Raw genomic sequence first — 17,685 nt, forward strand, 5'->3', positions numbered from 1 at the left:
CCACGGTGTACGCGGCCATCAGCGCACCGCTGGAGGCCGACTCACCGGGCGTGGTGCCGATCGGCGCCCCGGTGCCCGGTGCGGCGGCGTTCGTGCTCGACGACTGGCTGCGGCCGGTGCCGCCGGGCGTGGTCGGCGAGCTGTACGTCGCCGGCGCCGGCGTGGCCTGCGGCTACTGGAAGCGGCCCGGCTTGACCGCGGCGCGCTTCGTGGCCTGCCCGTTCGGCGGTCCCGGATCGCGCATGTACCGCACCGGTGACCTGGTGCGCTGGCGCGCGGACGGGCAGCTGGACTACCTGGGCCGCGCCGACGAGCAGGTCAAGATCCGCGGCTACCGCATCGAGCTCGGCGAGGTGCGCGCGGCGCTGGCGTGGGTCGACGGCGTCGAGCAGGCGGTCGTGGTGGCCCGCGAGGACCGCCCCGGGGACAAGCGCCTGGTCGGTTACGTCACCGGCACCGCCGACCCGGCCGCGGTGCGCGCCGCGCTGGCCGAGCGGCTGCCGGGCTACATGATCCCGACGGCCGTCGTGGTGATGCAGGCCCTGCCGCTCACCCCCAACGGCAAGCTCGACACCCGCGCCCTGCCGGCGCCGGAGTACTCCCACGCCGACCGGTATCGCGCCCCCGACAACGCGATCGAAGAAATCCTGGCCGGAATCTACGCACAGGTGCTGGGCCTCGAACGCGTCGGCGTCGACGATTCCTTCTTCGACCTGGGCGGCGACAGCATCTCGTCGATGCAGGTGGTGACGCGGGCGCGCGCCGCCGGCCTGGTGTGCAAGACGCGCGACATCTTCGTCGAGCAAACCGTGGCCCGGCTGGCGCGGGTGGCCGAAGTCCTCGACGCCGCAACCGCGGTGGCCGACGAGGGCCTAGGGCCGGTCGAGGCCACCCCGATCATCCGCTGGCTGCAGGACGTGGCGAAGGCCGGGGGCGACGTCGCTGCGTTCAACCAGACCATGCTCGTGCAGGCACCCGCCGCGGTCACCGAGGACGACGTCGTCACGGTGCTGCAGGCCCTGCTGGACCGCCACGCGATGCTGCGGCTGCACGTCGACAACAAAGGCGCTCAAGCCGCCGCCGGCTGGTCGCTGACGGTGCCCGAGGCCGGCTCGGTGGATGCCCGCGCATGCCTGCACGCGGTGGACGAACTGTCCGAGGTCGCGGTCGTCGAGGCGCGGTCGCGGTTGAACCCGGCCGCCGGCGTGATGCTCAGCGCGGTGTGGGCGCGCGCCACCCGCCAACTGGTGGTGATCGTCCATCACCTGGCCGTCGACGGCGTATCGTGGCGAATCCTGTTGCAGGACTTGAACATCGCCTGGGCCCAGCATCACAGCGGGCAGCCCGTCGCGCTGCCGACCGTGGGCACCTCGTTCGCCCGTTGGTCGTCGCAGCTGGCCGAGCACGCGCACCATCCGGACGTGGTGGACCAGGCCGACACCTGGAAGCGGGTGGCGGCCACGCCCGCGGCGTTGCCCGCGGTGCGCCCCGACGTCGACACCTTCGCCACGGCCGGACACCTGTCCATGGAGCTCGACGCCGAGACCACGGGCATGCTGCTCGGCGACGTGCCCGCGGCGTTCCACGCCGGCGTGCAAGACATTCTGCTGATCGCGTTCGGGCTGGCGTGTGCGGAATTCTCCGGGCGGCGCGGCGCGCCGATCGGCATCGACGTCGAAGGCCACGGGCGCCACGAGGAACTAGGCCGCGACGTCGACCTGTCCCACACGGTGGGATGGTTCACCACCAAATACCCGATATCCCTTGCGATGCACGGTATTTCGTGGACGCAGGTGGCCGCAGGCGCCGACGCGCTGGGCGCGGTGCTCAAGGACGCCAAGGAGCAGTTGCGCGCCCTGCCTGACCCGCTGAGCTACGGGTTGCTGCGCTACCTCAACACCGAGGTCGACCTGGACGCCCCGGAGCCCCCGATCGGCTTCAACTACCTGGGACGCCAGGGCGGCTCGGCCGAGCTCACCGACGACATGTGGCGCCCCGACCCGGACGGCTGGACCGGCACCCGGGCGGCGACCGCGATACCGATGCCGTTGATGCACACCCTCGAGCTGAACGCGGTCACCGTCGATTCCGAGGCCGGACCGCGGCTGCACGCCAACTGGACTTGGGCGCCGTCCGCGCTGGGCGACGAGCAGACCACCCGGGTGGGCAGGTTGTGGTTCGAGGCCCTGGCCGGCATCTGCGCGCACGTCCGCGGCGGTGGCGGTGGACTGACCCCGTCCGACATCGCGCCCGCCCGGCTCACCCAGCCGCAGATCGATCAGCTTGCGCGCCAACACAATATCGCCGACGTGCTGGCGCTGACCCCGGTCCAGCAGGGGCTGCTCTTCCACGCCAACACCGCCCAGGCGAGCGACGACCTGTACGCCGGACAGCTGGACATCAACATCGCCGGCCCGCTCGACCCGGACCGGCTGCGCGACGCCGTGCAGACGATGATCGGCCGGCATCCCAACCTGGTGGCCCGCTTCTGCGACGACTACGACGAGCCCGTCCAGATCATCCCCGCCGACCCCGCCGCGGCCTGGCAGTACGTCGAGCTGGACACCGACCCCGACGCCGACGCGCAGATCCGGCGGCTCTGCGCCGCCGAGCGGGCCGCCGTCTGCGGTGATCTCGCCGGCCAACCCGCCTTCCGGGTGGCGCTGCTGCGCACCGCACCCGAGCGCTACCGGCTGGTGCTGACCAACCACCACATCGTGCTCGACGGCTGGTCGATGCCGATCCTGTTGGGGGAGATCTTCGCCGGCTACTACGGCCAGCGCCTCCCGGCGACGGCGCCCTACCGCGGCTTCGTCGACTGGCTGGCCGCGCGCGACGTCGACGCCGCCCGCGCCGCCTGGGCCGAGGTGTTCGCCGGCTTCGGCACCCCGACCCTGGTCGGCCCGCAGGACCGGACCGAGCTGGGGCGGCAGAGCGTGGAGTCGTTCGCGTTGCCCGCCGAGCTCAGCCAGTCCATCACCGAGCTGGCCCGCTCCTGCCACACCACCGTCAACACGGTGCTGCAGGCCGCGTTCGCGCAGCTGCTGTGCGCCCTGACCGGCCAAAGCGACGTCGTGTTCGGCACCACCGTGTCGGGCCGGCCCGCCGAGGTCGCCGGCGCGGAAAACATGGTCGGCCTGCTCATCAACACGGTGCCGGTGCGGGCGAACATCTCCGCCACAACCACCACCGCCGAGCTGCTCGACCAGCTGCAAGGCGCCTACAACCACACGCTGGACCACCAGCACCTGGGGCTCAACGAGATCCACCGCATCACCGGACAGGACCAGCTGTTCGACACCCTGTTCGCCTACGAGAACTATCCGATCGACGCCAGCGCGTTGTCGGCCGACCACGAGCTGGCCGTCACCGACATCACCACCCGGGAATCCACCCATTACCCGCTCACGGTGCAGGCCCAGCCCGGCAAGGAGTTGCGCCTGCAGGTCGAATACGACACCCACGTCTTCGACGCCGCACGCATCGCGACGCTGATTGAACGGCTGCAGCGGGTGCTGGTCGTGATGACGACCGACCCGTCGCGGCGCCTGTCGTCGATCGACCTGCTAGACGCCGCCGAACACGACCGGCTGGACGGCTGGGCCGACCGGGCGGTGCTCACCGAGCCCGCCACGCCGTCGTCCATCCCCGAGCTGTTCGCCGCGCAGGCCGCGCGCAGCCCGCGGGCGGCGGCGGTGACCTTCGAGGGCCGGTCGATGAGTTACCGGGAGCTCGACGAGAAGTCGAACCGGCTGGCGCACCTGCTGATCGACCGGGGGGTAGGCCCCGGCGAGTCCGTGGCGCTGCTGTTCGGCCGGTCGGCCGACGCGATCGTGGCCATCCTGGCGGTGCTCAAAACCGGCGCCGCGTACCTGCCGATCGACCCGGCGCTGCCGGCGGCCCGCATCGAGTTCATGCTCACCGACACCGCCCCGATGGCGGCGATCACCGTCGCGGCGCTGGCGGACAAGCTGCACGCCCACGACCTGATCGTCATTGACATCGACGACCGCGCCGTGGCGCGCCAGCCCCGCACCGCCCTCCCGGCGCCGGCGCCCGAACACGTCGCCCACATCATCTACACGTCGGGCACCACCGGTCTGCCCAAGGGCGTGGCGGTCAGCCACCACAACGTGACCCGGATGTTCGACGCGCAGGCCGTCGGCGTCGAGCTGTCACCCGAACAGGTGTGGACCCAGTTCCACTCGTACGCCTTCGACTACTCGGTGTGGGAGATCTGGGGCGCGCTGCTGCACGGCGGGCGGCTGGTCGTGGTGCCCGACTCGGTGGCCCGCTCACCCATGGAGTTCCACGCCCTGCTGGTCGCGGAGAAGGTCACGGTGTTGAGCCAGACCCCGTCGGCCGTGCGGATGCTCTCGCCGCAGGGCCTCGAATCCGCGGCGCTGGTGATCGGTGCCGAGCCCTGCCCACCCGAGCTGGTGGACCGCTGGGCGCCCGGCCGCACGATGGTCAACGTCTACGGCCCGACCGAGGCCACCATCTTCGCGTCGATGAGCACGCCGCTGTCCGCGGGCTCGGGGACGCCGCCGATCGGCTCGGCGGTGCCCGGGACCGCGCTCTTCGTCCTGGACGGCTGGTTGCGCCCGGTGGCCGCCGGGGTGATCGGTGAGTTGTATGTCGCCGGCCGCGGCGTCGGGTACGGGTACATGCGCCGGGCCGGGCTGACCGCGTCGCGGTTCGTGGCCTGCCCCTTCGGCGAACCGGGATCGCGCATGTACCGCAGCGGCGACCTGGTCTGCTGGGGACCGGACGGCCAGCTGCGGTACTTCGGCCGCGCCGACGAGCAGGTCAAGATCCGCGGCTACCGCATCGAAGTCGGGGAGGTGCGCTCGGCGCTGGCCGCGCTGGACGGCGTCGAGCAGGCGGTCGTCATCGCGCGCGAGGACCGGCCGGGCGACAAGCGCCTCGTCGGCTACATCACCGGCCCCGCGGATCCCGCCGAGGCCCGCGCTCAGCTGGCCGAGCGCCTGCCCGCCTACATGGTGCCGGTGGCGATCGTGGTGCTCGACGCCCTGCCGATGACGCTGAACGGCAAGCTCGACATCCGCGCCCTGCCGGCGCCGGAATACTCCGCGGCCGGGTATCGCTCGCCGACCACCCCCACCGAGGAGATCCTGGCCGGCATCTACGCCCACGTGCTCGGCGTCGACCGGGTCGGCGTCGACGACTCCTTCTTCGACCTCGGCGGCGACAGCATCTCGGCGATGCGGGTGATCGCGGCGGTCAACAGCGCCATGGACGTCGGCGTGCCGGTGCGCGTCATCTTCGAATCGCCCACCGTCGCGCAGCTGGCGCCGCGCATCGGCGAGGACACCGGCCGGCTCGACCCGCTGGTGGCGGGGGAGCGTCCGGCGGTGGTCCCGCTGTCCTTCGCGCAGAGCCGGCTGTGGTTCCTCGACCAGCTGCAGGGGCCGTCCCCGGTGTACAACATGGCGGCGGCCATGCGGATGCACGGACGCCTCGACGTCCCGGCGCTGGGAGCGGCGCTGGCCGACGTGGTGGCCCGCCACGAGAGCCTGCGCACGGTGTTCGCCGTGACCGGGGAAACGCCCCAGCAGGTGGTGATCCCGGTCGAGCAAGCCGATCTGAGCTGGCGGACCGTGAACGCCCGCGGCTGGTCGGCGAGCCGGCTGCGCGAGGCCATCGACGCCGCGGCCCGCGAAACCTTCGACCTGGCCACCCAGATCCCGTTGCGCGCAACGCTGTTCCGCCTCGCCGACGACGAACACGTGCTGGTGGCCGTGGTGCACCACATCGCCGCGGATGGCTGGTCGTTGCGGCCGCTGGTGCGCGACCTGGGCATGGCCTACGCCAGCCGCTGCGCCGGGCAGGCCCCCGACTGGGAGCCGCTGGCGGTGCAGTACGTCGACTACACGCTGTGGCAGCGCGCCCAGTTCGGCGAACTCGCCGACAGCGGCAGCCGCATCGCGGCGCAGCTGGCCTACTGGCAGGACGCGCTGGCCGGCATGCCGGAGCGGTTGGCGCTGCCCACCGACCGGCCCTACCCGCCGATCGCCGATCAGCGCGGGGCGGCCGTCGAGGTGGACTGGCCGGCCGACCTGCAGCAGCAGGTCGCCGGGCTGGCCCGCGAGTACAACTCGACCAGCTTCATGGTGGTGCAGGCCGCGCTGGCCGTGCTGCTGTCGAAGATCAGCGCCAGCACCGACGTCGCGGTCGGGTTCCCGATCGCCGGCCGGCGCGACCCCGCGCTCGACGACCTGGTCGGGTTCTTCGTCAACACCCTGGTGCTGCGGGTCGACCTGGCCGGCGACCCCAGCTTCACCGAGCTGCTGACCCGCGTCCGCGCCCGCAGCCTGGAGGCCTTCGAGCACCAGGACGTGCCGTTCGAGGTGCTGGTCGAGCGCGTCAACCCGACCCGCAGCCTCACGCACCACCCGCTGGTGCAGGTCATGCTGGCCTGGCAGAACTTCGCCGGCCAGGACAGCGATCCCGGCGCCGGGCTGGCCCTGGGTGACGTGCAGGTCACCTCGATACCGCTGGACACCCAGGTCGCCCGCATGGACCTGGTGTTCTCGCTGGCCGAGCGCTGGGGCGAGGACAACGAGCCCGCCGGGATCGGCGGTCGGGTGGAGTTCCGCACCGACGTGTTCGACGCGGCCACCATCGCGACGCTGATCGGGCGCCTGCAGCGGGTCCTCGAGGCGATGACGGCCGATCCCACCCGCGCGCTGTCGACGGTGGACCTGCTGGACCGCCGCGAGCATGCCCGCCTGGACGCCCTCGGCAACCGCGCGGTGCTCACCGCGCCCGCCGCCGCGGCCGCCTCGATCCCGGCGCTGTTCGCCGAGCAGGTCGCGCGCACCCCCGACGCGGTCGCGCTGCGCTGCGCCGGCCGCTCGTGGACCTATCGCGAGCTGGACGAGGCCGCCAGCCGGCTGGCCCACCGGCTGACCGGCTTCGGCGTCGGTCGCGGTGAGCGGGTGGCCCTGCTGTTCGGTCGTTCAGCCGAGGCGATCGTGGCCATCCTGGCCGTCCTGAAGACCGGTGCGGCCTATCTGCCGATCGACCCGGGGCTGCCGGCGGAGCGCATCGGCTTCATGCTGGCCGACGCCGCGCCGATGGTCGCGATCAGCACCGCCGAGCTGGCCGAGCGGCTGTACGGCCACCACGTCGCCGTCATCGACGTCGGTGATATCGACGATCCGGCGGCGCACTCCCAGCCCTCGGCCCCGTTGCCGGCGCCGAGCGCCGACGACATCGCCTACCTGATCTACACCTCCGGCACCACCGGTGTCCCCAAAGGCGTTGCGGTCACGCATGGCAACGTCGCCCGGCTGCTGGCCTCCGGTGATTCCGGCCTGCCGCGCGAGGGTGTCTGGTCGCAATGGCACTCGCTGGCCTTCGACGTCTCGGTCTGGGAGATCTTCGGCGCGCTGCTGCAGGGCGGGCGCCTGGTGGTCATCCCCGACTCGGTGGTCCGCTCGCCGGACGACTTCCACGCGCTGCTGGTCGCCGAACAGGTCACCGTGATCAGCCAGACCCCGTCCGCGGCGGACGTGTTGTCGCCCGACGGGCTGGACTCGGCGACGCTGGTGGTGGCGGGCGAGGCCTGCCCGACCGAGCTGGTCGACCGGTGGGCGCCGGGGCGCGCGATGATCAACGCCTACGGCCCGACCGAGGCGACGGTGTACGCCACGGTCAGCGCCCCCCTGCAGGCCGGATCGCCCACTACCGGGCCAGTGCCGATCGGTTCCCCGGTGCCGGCGGCCGGGCTGTTCGTGCTGGACGAATCCCTGCGGCCGGTCCCGCACGGCGTGGTCGGCGAACTCTACGTCGCCGGCGGCGGCGTCGCGGTCGGTTACTGGCGCCGCGCCGAGCTGACCGCGTCGCGCTTCGTGGCCTGCCCGTTCGGGGCGCCCGGGGCGCGCATGTACCGCACCGGTGACCTGGTGCGCTGGGGTGCGGACGGGCAGCTGCAGTACCTGGGCCGCGCCGACGAGCAGGTCAAGATCCGCGGCTACCGCATCGAACTCGGCGAGGTGCGCTCGGCGATCGCCGCGCTGGACGGCGTGGACCAGGCGGCCGTGATCGCCCGCGAGGACCGGCCGGGCGACAAGCGCCTGGTCGGCTACGTCACCGGGGGGGCGGACCCGGTCGAGGTCCGCGCCCGGCTGGCCGATCGCCTGCCGGCCTACATGGTCCCGGCGGCCATCGTGGCGCTCGACGCGCTGCCGCTGACACCAAACGGCAAGCTCGACGCGCGGGCCCTGCCGTCACCCGAGTACCGCGACGTCGACCGGTATCGCGCCCCCGCCACCCCGGTCGAGGAGACCCTGGCCGGCATCTACGCCCAGGTCCTGGGTGTCGACCGGGTCGGCGTCGACGACTCCTTCTTCGACCTCGGCGGCGACAGCATCTCCTCGATGCAGGTGGTGACCCGCGCGCGGGCGGCCGGCCTGGCGCTGCGCACCCGCGATATCTTCACCGAGCAGACCGTTTCCCGCCTGGCCCGGCTGGCCGGTGTCACCGACGGCGAGCACGGCGTGCTCGACGAGGGCGTCGGCGCCGTCGCCGCCACGCCGATCATCCGCTGGCTGCGCGGCGTGAACGGCCCGGTCGATCAGTTCAACCAGACGATAGTCCTGCAGGCGCCCGCCGGCGTCACCGAGGCCGACGTGGTGGCGGTGCTGCAGGCCCTGCTGGACCGGCACGCCATGCTGCGGCTGCGCGTCGACGACAGTTCAGGTGACGGGGCCGGGGAATGGTCGCTGCAGGTCCCCGAACCCGGTTCGGTCGACGCCGCCCAGCGGGTGCACGCGGTCGACGAGCTGTCGGACGCGGCGGTCATCGAGGCGCGGTCGCGGTTGAACCCGGCCGCCGGGGTGATGCTCAGCGCGCTGTGGGTGACCTCTTCGCGTCAGCTGGTGCTGATCATTCACCACCTGGCCGTGGACGGCGTGTCCTGGCGGGTGCTGCTCGAGGACCTCAACATCGCCTGGGGCCAGCATCACCACGGCCAGCCCGTCGCGCTGCCCGCCGGTGGCACCTCGTTCGCCCGATGGGCCAGGCTGCTGGCCGAGCACGCGCAGTCACCGGCCGTGGTCGACCAGGCCGAGGCCTGGCGCCGGGTCGCCGCCACCCCGTCCGCCCTGCCGGCGGTGCGGCCCGAGGTCGACACCTACGAGACCGCCGAGAACATGTCGGCGACGCTCGACGCGAAGACCACCCGCACGCTGCTCGGCGAGGCGCCGGCCGCATTCCACGCCGGCGTCAACGACATCCTGCTGGTCGGGTTCGCGCTGGCCTGGGCCGAATTCCTGGGCAGCCGCCTTGCTGAAGGCACCCCCATCGGCATCGACGTCGAGGGCCACGGCCGCCACGAGGAACTGGCCGCCGGGGTGGACCTGTCGCGCACCGTCGGGTGGTTCACCACCAAGTACCCGGTGGCGCTCGACGTCGGCGGGCTGTCCTGGTCGCAGGTCACCTCCGGCGCGCCGATACTCGGCTCGCTGGTCAAGGAGGCCAAGGAGCAGCTGCGCGCGCTGCCCGATCCGCTCACCTACGGCCTGCTGCGCTACCTGAACGCCGACGTCGACCTGGACGCCGCCGACCCGACGATCGGGTTCAACTACCTGGGCCGGCTGGGCGGCGCGGCGGCCGAGCTCTCCGACGAGCTGTGGCGAATCAGCCCGGACGGGTCGTCGGCCACCGCCACCAGCACCGCGGTGCCCATGCCGCTGATGCACACCGTCGGCCTGAACGCCGGCACCGTGGACACCGCCGACGGACCGCAGCTGCACGCCACCTGGACGTGGGCGGCCTCGGCGCTGGACCGCGACCAGGTCGCCCGGCTGAGCCGGCTGTGGTTCGAGGCCCTGGCCGGCATCTGCGCGCACGTGCGCCACGGCGGCGGCGGGCTGACCCCGTCGGACATCGCGCCCGCGCGGCTGAACCAGCAGCAGATCGAGCGGCTCGAGCGGCGCCAGCGGATCGCCGACGTGCTCCCGCTGACCCCGCTGCAGCAGGGGCTGCTCTTCCACACCGGCTCCAGGCGGGACGACCGGGGCCAGCGGGAAGACCACCTGTACGCGGTGCAGCTGGACCTCACGCTGACCGGCCCGCTCGACGGGGACCGGCTGCGCGATGCCATGCACACCGTGGTCGGCCGGCACCCGCACCTGGTGGCCCGGTTCTGCGAGGAGTTCGACGAGCCGGTCCAGATCATCCCGGCCAACCCCGCGCTGGCCTGGCGCTCCCTCGAGATCAGGCCCAACGGCAGCGAGCCCGAAGAGCGGATCCAGCGCCTGTGCGCCGACGAGCGCGCCGCGGTCTACGACCTGGCCGACCAGCCGCCCGTCCGCGCCGCCCTGATCAGCACGGGTGACGACCGGCACCGGCTGGTGCTCACCATGCACCACATCGTGCTCGACGGCTGGTCGGTGCCGATCCTGCTGAACGAAACGTTCGCCTGCTACACCGGCCAGCGGCTGCCGGCGCCCGCGCCGTACCGCCGGTTCGTCACCTGGCTGGCCGAGCGTGACCTCGACGCCGCCCGCGCCGCCTGGCGCGAACTGCTCGACGGGTTCGACACCCCGACGCTGGTCGGGCCGCCGCAACAGCGGGAACCCGGCGGCCGCGGCGTCCGGTCGTTCGCGCTGACCGAGGACACCACCCGGGCGCTCGGCGAACTGGCCCGCTCCAGCCACACCACGGTCAGCACCGTGCTGCAGGCCGCGTGGGCGCAGCTGCTGGCCTGGCTGACCGGCCAGCACGACGTCGCCTTCGGCACCACCGTGTCGGGCCGGCCGGCCGAGGTCGTCAGCGCCGAATCGATGGTGGGTCTGATGATCAACACCGTCCCGGTGCGCGCCAACATGACGGCGGCGACCACCACCACCGAGCTGCTCGGCCAGCTGCAACGCGGCCACGCGGACACGCTCGACCACCAGCACCTGGCCCTCAGCGAGCTGCACCGGATCACCGGGCACGAGAAGCTCTTCGACACCCTGTTCGCCTACGAGAACTACCCGCTGGACACCTCGGCGATGGCGGTCGACCACGATCTCGCGATCGCCCACGTCGACATGTTCGAGCGCAACCACTACCCGCTGACGATGCAGGCCGCCCTGTCCGGCCAAGAACTCGGCCTGCGGGTCGAGTACGACACCGGCGTCTTCGACACGCAAACCATCGACGGCCTGCGCGACCGGCTGGAGCGGGTGCTGCTCGCGATGACCGCCGACCCGGGCCGGCCGCTGTCGTCGGTGGACCTGCTCGGCGCGCCCGAGCACGCCCGCCTCGACGAGATCGGCAACCGGGCGGTGCTGACCCGGCCGGTGCCCGCGCTGCCGTCGATCCCCGCGCTTTTCGACGCCCAGGTCGCCGACCGGCCCGACGCCGCGGCGATCAGCTGGGGCGGCACGTCGATGACCTACCGCGAACTCGACAAGGCCGCCAACCGGTTGGCGCGCCTGCTCGCCGAGCAGGGCGCGGGCCCGGGAGAGTCTGTCGCGCTGCTGTTCTCGCGGTCGGCGCAGGCGATCGTGGCCATCCTGGCGGTGCTCAAGACCGGGGCGGCGTATCTGCCGATCGACCCCGCGGCGCCGGGCACCCGGATCCGCTTCATGCTCGACGACGCCGCGCCGGTCGCCGCCGTCACCACCGGGGGACTGCGGTCGCGGCTCAACGGCTCCGACCTGACGGTCATCGACATCGAGGACCCCCGGATCGAGGACCGCGCGGCCACGCCGCTACCGGCGGTCGCGGCCGACGGCATCGCCTACGTCATCTACACCTCGGGCACCACCGGCGTCCCCAAGGGCGTGGCGATCACCCACCGCAACGTGACGCAGCTGCTGCAAACCCTGGACGCGGGGCTGCCGCGGGTGGGCGTGTGGACGCAGAGCCACTCGTACGCCTTCGACGTGTCGGTCTGGGAGATCTTCGGCGCGCTGCTGCGCGGCGGCCGGCTGGTCGTGGTGCCCGAGTCCGTGGCCCGCTCGCCGAAGGACTTCCACGCCCTGCTGGTCGACGCGGAGGTCACCGTGTTGACGCAGACCCCGTCGGCGGTGGCGATGCTGTCGCCCGAGGGATTGGAGTCGGTGGCCCTCGCGGTGGTCGGCGAGGCGTGCCCCGCCGAGGTGGTGGATCGCTGGGCGCCCGGCCGGGTGATGGTCAACGCGTACGGCCCGACCGAGACCACCATGTGCGTGGCGATCAGCGCCCCGCTGACGCGGGGATCCGGCACGCCGCCGATCGGCTTGCCGGTGGACGGCGCGGCCCTGTTCGTGCTCGACCCGTGGTTGCGCCCGGTGCCCGCCGGTGTCGTCGGCGAGCTGTACGTGGCCGGGGACGGGGTGGCCGCCGGGTACGTCGGCCGGGCCGGGCTGACCGCGTCGCGGTTCGTGGCGTGTCCCTTCGGGGCGCCCGGGGCGCGCATGTATCGGACCGGGGACCTGGTCTGCTGGGGCGCCGACGGCCAGCTGCGCTATCTGGGCCGCGCCGACGAGCAGGTCAAGATCCGCGGCTACCGCATCGAACTCGGCGAAGTCCACGCCGCGCTGGCCGCGCTGGACGACGTCGACCAGGCCGTGGTGATCGCCCGCGAGGACCAGCCGGGCGTCAAGCGGCTGGTGGGCTACATCACCGGAACGGCCGACCCGGGCGAGGCGCGCACCGCGCTGGCCGAGCGGCTGCCCGTCTACATGGTGCCGGCCGCGGTGGTCGCCCTGGACGCGCTGCCGTTGACCCCCAACGGCAAACTCGACGTCCGCGCCCTGCCGGCGGCGCAGTACACCGGCAGCGGATACCGGGCCCCGTCCACCGCCACCGAGCGGGCCGTGGCCGACAGCTATGCCAAGGTGCTCGGCGTGGAGCGCGTCGGCGTCGACGACTCCTTCTTCGACCTGGGCGGCGACAGCATCTCGGCGATGCGCGTGGTCGCCGCGATCAACGCCGGCCTCGGCGTTGACGTGGGGGTCCGCGCCTTGTTCGACGCGCCCACCGTCAGGGCGCTGAGTCAGCGGCTGCAGTGCGGGGCGACGGACGCCGACGACGTCGTCCCCGTGCAGACCCTGCGTGAGGGGTCCGGGGTGCCGCTGTTCTGCATCCACCCGGCCGGCGGGGTGAGTTGGCCGTATCAGGCGCTTGGCGCGCACGTGGACTGCACGATCTTCGGCATCCAGCAAACACCGCGGGACGACGGCGCCGCGCCGCGGTCCGTCCGCGAACTGGCCGAGGTCTACGCCGACCGGATCCAGGACGTCTACCCCGACGGGCCCTACCACCTGCTGGGCTGGTCGTTCGGCGGGGTCGTCGCCCACGAGATCGCGATCGAGCTGCAGCGCCGCGGGCGCGTGGTCGGACGCCTGATCCTGCTCGACGCTCAACCCAGCATCGACGACGGGATCGCCCTGCCGGAGCACGCCCTGGGCGAGCAGCAGGTGCTCGACGACGTCCTGCGGGCCTACAACCTCAGCGTCGACGCGCACACCGGCCCGCCCACCGACGAGCAGCTGGCGGAACTGTTGCGCGAGTCGGGCATCGCGGACCTATCGCGGCACCGGCGGCTCGTCGGGCTACTGCTCGGCAACCTCAACCGCAACATCGAGCTGTATCGGCTGCACGAGCCCCGGCTGTTCGACGGTGACATCTGCGTGTTCTCCGCGGTGCGGGACCAGGGCGATCGCAGTTCGCTGCTGGTCCGCTCCTGGGAGCCCTACGCCTCGGGCGACGTTCTCACCCACCCGGTGGACTGCACGCACAACGAGATGCTCACCCCCGACTCGGTCGAGAGGTACGGGCAGCAACTGCGGCACCTGGTCCGCGCGGAACGCCGCCGCGAGCTGGCCCCGCACGAACGGCCGAACGCGGCGGCCGGCGACGACGAGCCGCCCACCAACTCATGAGCGTCGTCGCCGGTTCGCCGCGCCCGTGCGACCGAGTTCACACGTCGGTCGATCACGGTGATCACGACGGGTCGGGCGCGCCCGCAGGGGCGGTGGTGCAGCGCTTTTGGCGGAGCTCACGCGCGCGTCGATCCGGGCAACGGTAGGGTCGAAGACGTGTGCGGAGTCACCGGGGAGGTACGACTCGACGGGCAGGCGCCCGACGTAGCGGCGGTCTCAGCGATGGCCGCGGTGCTGACACCACGGGGCCCGGACGCGGGCGGCGCCTGGTCGCAGGGCCGGGTCGCGCTCGGCCACCGTCGCCTGAAAATCATCGACCTGACCGAAGCCGGCGCCCAGCCGATGGTCGACTCGGAGCTGGGCCTGTCGCTGGCCTGGAACGGCTGCATCTACAACTACAAGGAGTTGCGGCAAGAGCTCAGCGGGTACGGCTACCGCTTCTTCTCGCACAGCGACACCGAAGTCCTGATCAAGGCCTACCACCGGTGGGGCGATGACTTCGTCAGCCATCTGTTCGGCATGTTCGCCTTCGCCGTCGTCGAACGCGACAGCGGGCGGGTGCTGCTCGGGCGCGACCGGCTGGGCATCAAGCCGCTGTATCTGACCGAGGACCCTCACCGTGTCAGGTTCGCGTCGACGTTGCCGGCCCTGCTGGCCGGCGGCGGCGTGGACACCCGGATCGACCCGGTCGCCCTGCACCACTACATGAGTTTCCACTCGGTGGTGCCCGCGCCGAACACCATCCTGCGCGGCGTCCGCAAGGTGCCGCCCGCCTCGCTGGTCGCCATCGAGCCCGACGGCAGGCGCACCGTCACCACCTACTGGGCGCCCGACTTCACCCGGCACGCCGACCGCGCGGAGTGGTCGGAGCGCGACTGGGAAGATGCCGTGCTGTCCACGCTGCGCCTGGCGGTCAAGCGCCGCCTGGTCGCCGACGTGCCGGTCGGTTGCCTGCTGTCCGGCGGCGTGGACTCCAGCCTGATCGTGGGCCTGCTGGCCGAGGCCGGTCAGCACGGGTTGTCGACGTTCTCCATCGGCTTCGAGTCGGCGGGCGGCGTCAAGGGCGACGAATTCCAGTACTCCGACATCGTGGCCCAGCGCTTCGAGACCGACCACCACCAGATCCGCATCGACTCCGACCGCATGCTGCCCGCGCTGGACGGGGCGATCGGCGCGATGAGCGAGCCGATGGTCAGCCACGACTGCGTGGCCTTCTACCTGCTCAGCCAGGAAGTGGCGCGCCACGTCAAGGTCGTGCAGTCCGGGCAGGGCGCCGACGAGGTGTTCGCCGGCTACCACTGGTATCCGCCGATGGGCGATCCGGCCGCCGCCACCCTGGACGGCGCCGTGGCCCAGTACCGCGGCGCCTTCTTCGACCGCGACGCGGCCGGGGTGCAGGCGCTGGTCGGATCGGGCATCGTCGCGCCGGGCGACCCCAGCCTGCGGTTCGTCACCGAGCACTTCGCGCAGGCCGGCGCCGAGACCGGCATCGACCGCGCGCTGCGGCTCGACACCACGGTGATGCTGATCGACGACCCGGTGAAGCGGGTGGACAACATGACGATGGCGTGGGGGCTCGAGGGCCGGGTGCCGTTCCTCGACCACGAGTTGGTCGAGCTGGCCGCGACCTGCCCGCCGGAACTCAAGATCGCCCACGAAGGCAAGGGAGTCCTGAAACAGGCTGCGCGACGGGTGATTCCGTCGGAGGTCATCGACCGCCCCAAGGGCTACTTCCCGGTCCCGGCGCTGACGCACCTCGAAGGCCCCTACCTCGAGATGGTCCGCGACGCCCTCTACGCGCCCACCGCCAAGGAACGCGGCCTGTTCAACACCGACGCGGTCGACGCGCTGCTGGCCAATCCCAACGGCAAGCTGACCCCGCTGCGCGGTAACGAGCTCTGGCAGATCGCGCTGCTCGAGCTGTGGCTGCAGCGCCACGGTGTCACCGGTCCGGTCGCATGACGATGGTCGATCCGTCCGGCGGCCACGACCACACCGAGGCGATCACGCTCGGCCTGCACGACGCGTCGCCGCCCGAGTTGGTCGATGCGATGGCCAAAGATGTCGAGCTCGAATTGGGTTGGGGCCGACTGATTTTCGGGCAGACCTTCGCCAATTCCCAAGAATTGGTCGAGGCGCTGCGCCGCGAGGGGCCCGGCCGGCGCGACATCTGCATCTACGCCCGCGAATCCCACGTGGTGGTCGCCGAGGCGCCCACCGAGCTCTTCATCGACCCCAGCCACACCTACCGGCTGCGTTTCACGCCGGAGACCAAGAACCTGGCGCCGGCGCCGCTGGGCGTGACGGTGCGCACGCTCAACGACCCGATCGACGCCGACGCCATGAACCGCGTCTACGTGCGCTGCGGCATGGTCCCGGCCGGGGTCGACGTCATCTGGGACAACCACCAGAACGTGCCGGCGGTGAAGTATCTGCTCGCGGTGCGCGACGAGGACGGCGCGGTGGTCGGCACCGTCACCGGCGTCGACCACGAGTTGTTGTTCAACGACCCGGAGGAGGGGTCGAGCCTGTGGACCCTGGCGGTCGACCCGGCCGCCGGGCTGCCCGGCGTCGGCGGCGCCCTCACCAAGGCGCTGGCCGAGCACTTCCGCAGCGCGGGCCGCGCCTACATGGATCTGTCGGTGGCGCACGACAACGCCGCCGCCATCGGCCTCTACGAAAAACTCGGTTTCCGCCGCGTCCCGGTGCTGGCCATCAAGCGCAAGAACGCGATCAACGAGCCGCTGTTCAGCCCGCCGCCCGAGACGGTCGACGACCTCAACCCCTACGCCCGGATCATCGCCGACGAGGCGCTGCGCCGCGGGATCTGGGTGGAGGTGCTCGACGCCGAGACGGGCGAGATGCGCCTGACCCACGGCGGCCGCAGCGTCATCACCCGCGAGTCGCTGTCGGAGTACACCTCGGCGGTGGCGATGTGCCGCTGTGACGACAAGCGGCTGACACGGCGCCTGGTCTCCGAGGCCGGCATCACCGTGCCGCGGGCGCGGCTGGCCACCTTCGACGAGAGCGATTTCGCCTTCCTCAAGGAGGTCGGCGAGGTCGTCGTCAAACCGACGCGCGGCGAGCAGGGCAAGGGCATCACCGTCGGGGTGGTGGCGGAAAACGGCCCCGACGACCTCAGCTCCGCGCTGGCGCGGGCCCGCCAGCAATACCCGGACGTGCTCATCGAACAGCGGGTCACCGGCGACGACCTTCGGCTGGTGGTGATCGACGGCCGCGTGGTGGCCGCCGCGCTGCGGATGCCTCCCGAGATCATCGGCACAGGGGAGCACAGCGTGCGGGACCTGATCGCGGCCGAAAGCCGGCGGCGCTCGGCGGCCACCGGCGGCGAGTCCCGCATCCCGCTCGACGACCTCACCGAGTCGACGGTCGCCGAGGCCGGCTGGAAGCTGGACGACGTGCTGCCCCAGGGCACCCGGCTACGGGTGCGCCGCACCGCCAACCTGCATCAGGGCGGCACCATCCACGACGTCACCGCGCACGTGAACAGCGAACTGTGCCGCGTGGCGGTGACGGCCGCCGAGGCCATCGGCATCCCGGTGACCGGCATCGACCTGCTGGTGCCCGACGTCACGGGCGCCGAGTACGCCTTCATCGAAGCCAACGAGCGCCCGGGCCTGGCCAACCACGAACCGCAGCCCACCGCCGCGGCCTTCATCGACTTCCTCTTCCCCGGCCACCCCGGCCAGCCGCAGGCCTGGACCCCCGAGGAGTCCCGCTCCGACCGCGGCTGACGCCGACGGGCGCGGCGCCGTTTCCGAGAGCGCGCGCAGGG

General features: G+C 72.3%; 3 protein-coding genes (1 of these 3 running past the window's edge). All 3 read left to right on the top strand.

The window, feature by feature from the left end; translation table 11 throughout:
- Positions 1 to 13,889, top strand: the final stretch of a protein-coding gene (locus tag AC5Y5B_RS24700) for a non-ribosomal peptide synthase/polyketide synthase (RefSeq protein ID WP_500007235.1). It extends 17,425 nt beyond the left edge of the window; only the last 13,889 of its 31,314 coding nucleotides appear in the window; its start codon lies beyond the left edge, outside the window; its stop codon occupies positions 13,887 to 13,889.
- A 156-nt stretch (positions 13,890 to 14,045) separates the two neighbouring features.
- Positions 14,046 to 15,851: an N-acetylglutaminylglutamine amidotransferase gene (locus tag AC5Y5B_RS24705; protein WP_500007237.1), complete on the top strand. Its 1,806-nt coding sequence runs from the start codon at positions 14,046 to 14,048 to the stop codon at positions 15,849 to 15,851.
- Positions 15,848 to 17,644 carry an N-acetylglutaminylglutamine synthetase gene (gene ngg / locus AC5Y5B_RS24710; RefSeq protein ID WP_500007239.1) on the top strand — a complete coding sequence of 599 codons (1,797 nt, stop codon included), beginning with the start codon at positions 15,848 to 15,850 and terminating at the stop codon, positions 17,642 to 17,644. Before AC5Y5B_RS24705 ends, ngg begins: the two co-directional genes overlap by 4 nt.
- The last annotated feature ends 41 nt before the right edge of the window (positions 17,645 to 17,685 follow it).

Source organism: Mycobacterium sp. NGS33 (assembly GCF_059812885.1).

Coding starts and splice junctions, on each gene's coding strand:
- ngg (WP_500007239.1), top strand. CDS start 15,848: ATGACGATGGTCGATCCGTCCGGCGGCCACGACCACACCGAGGCGATC.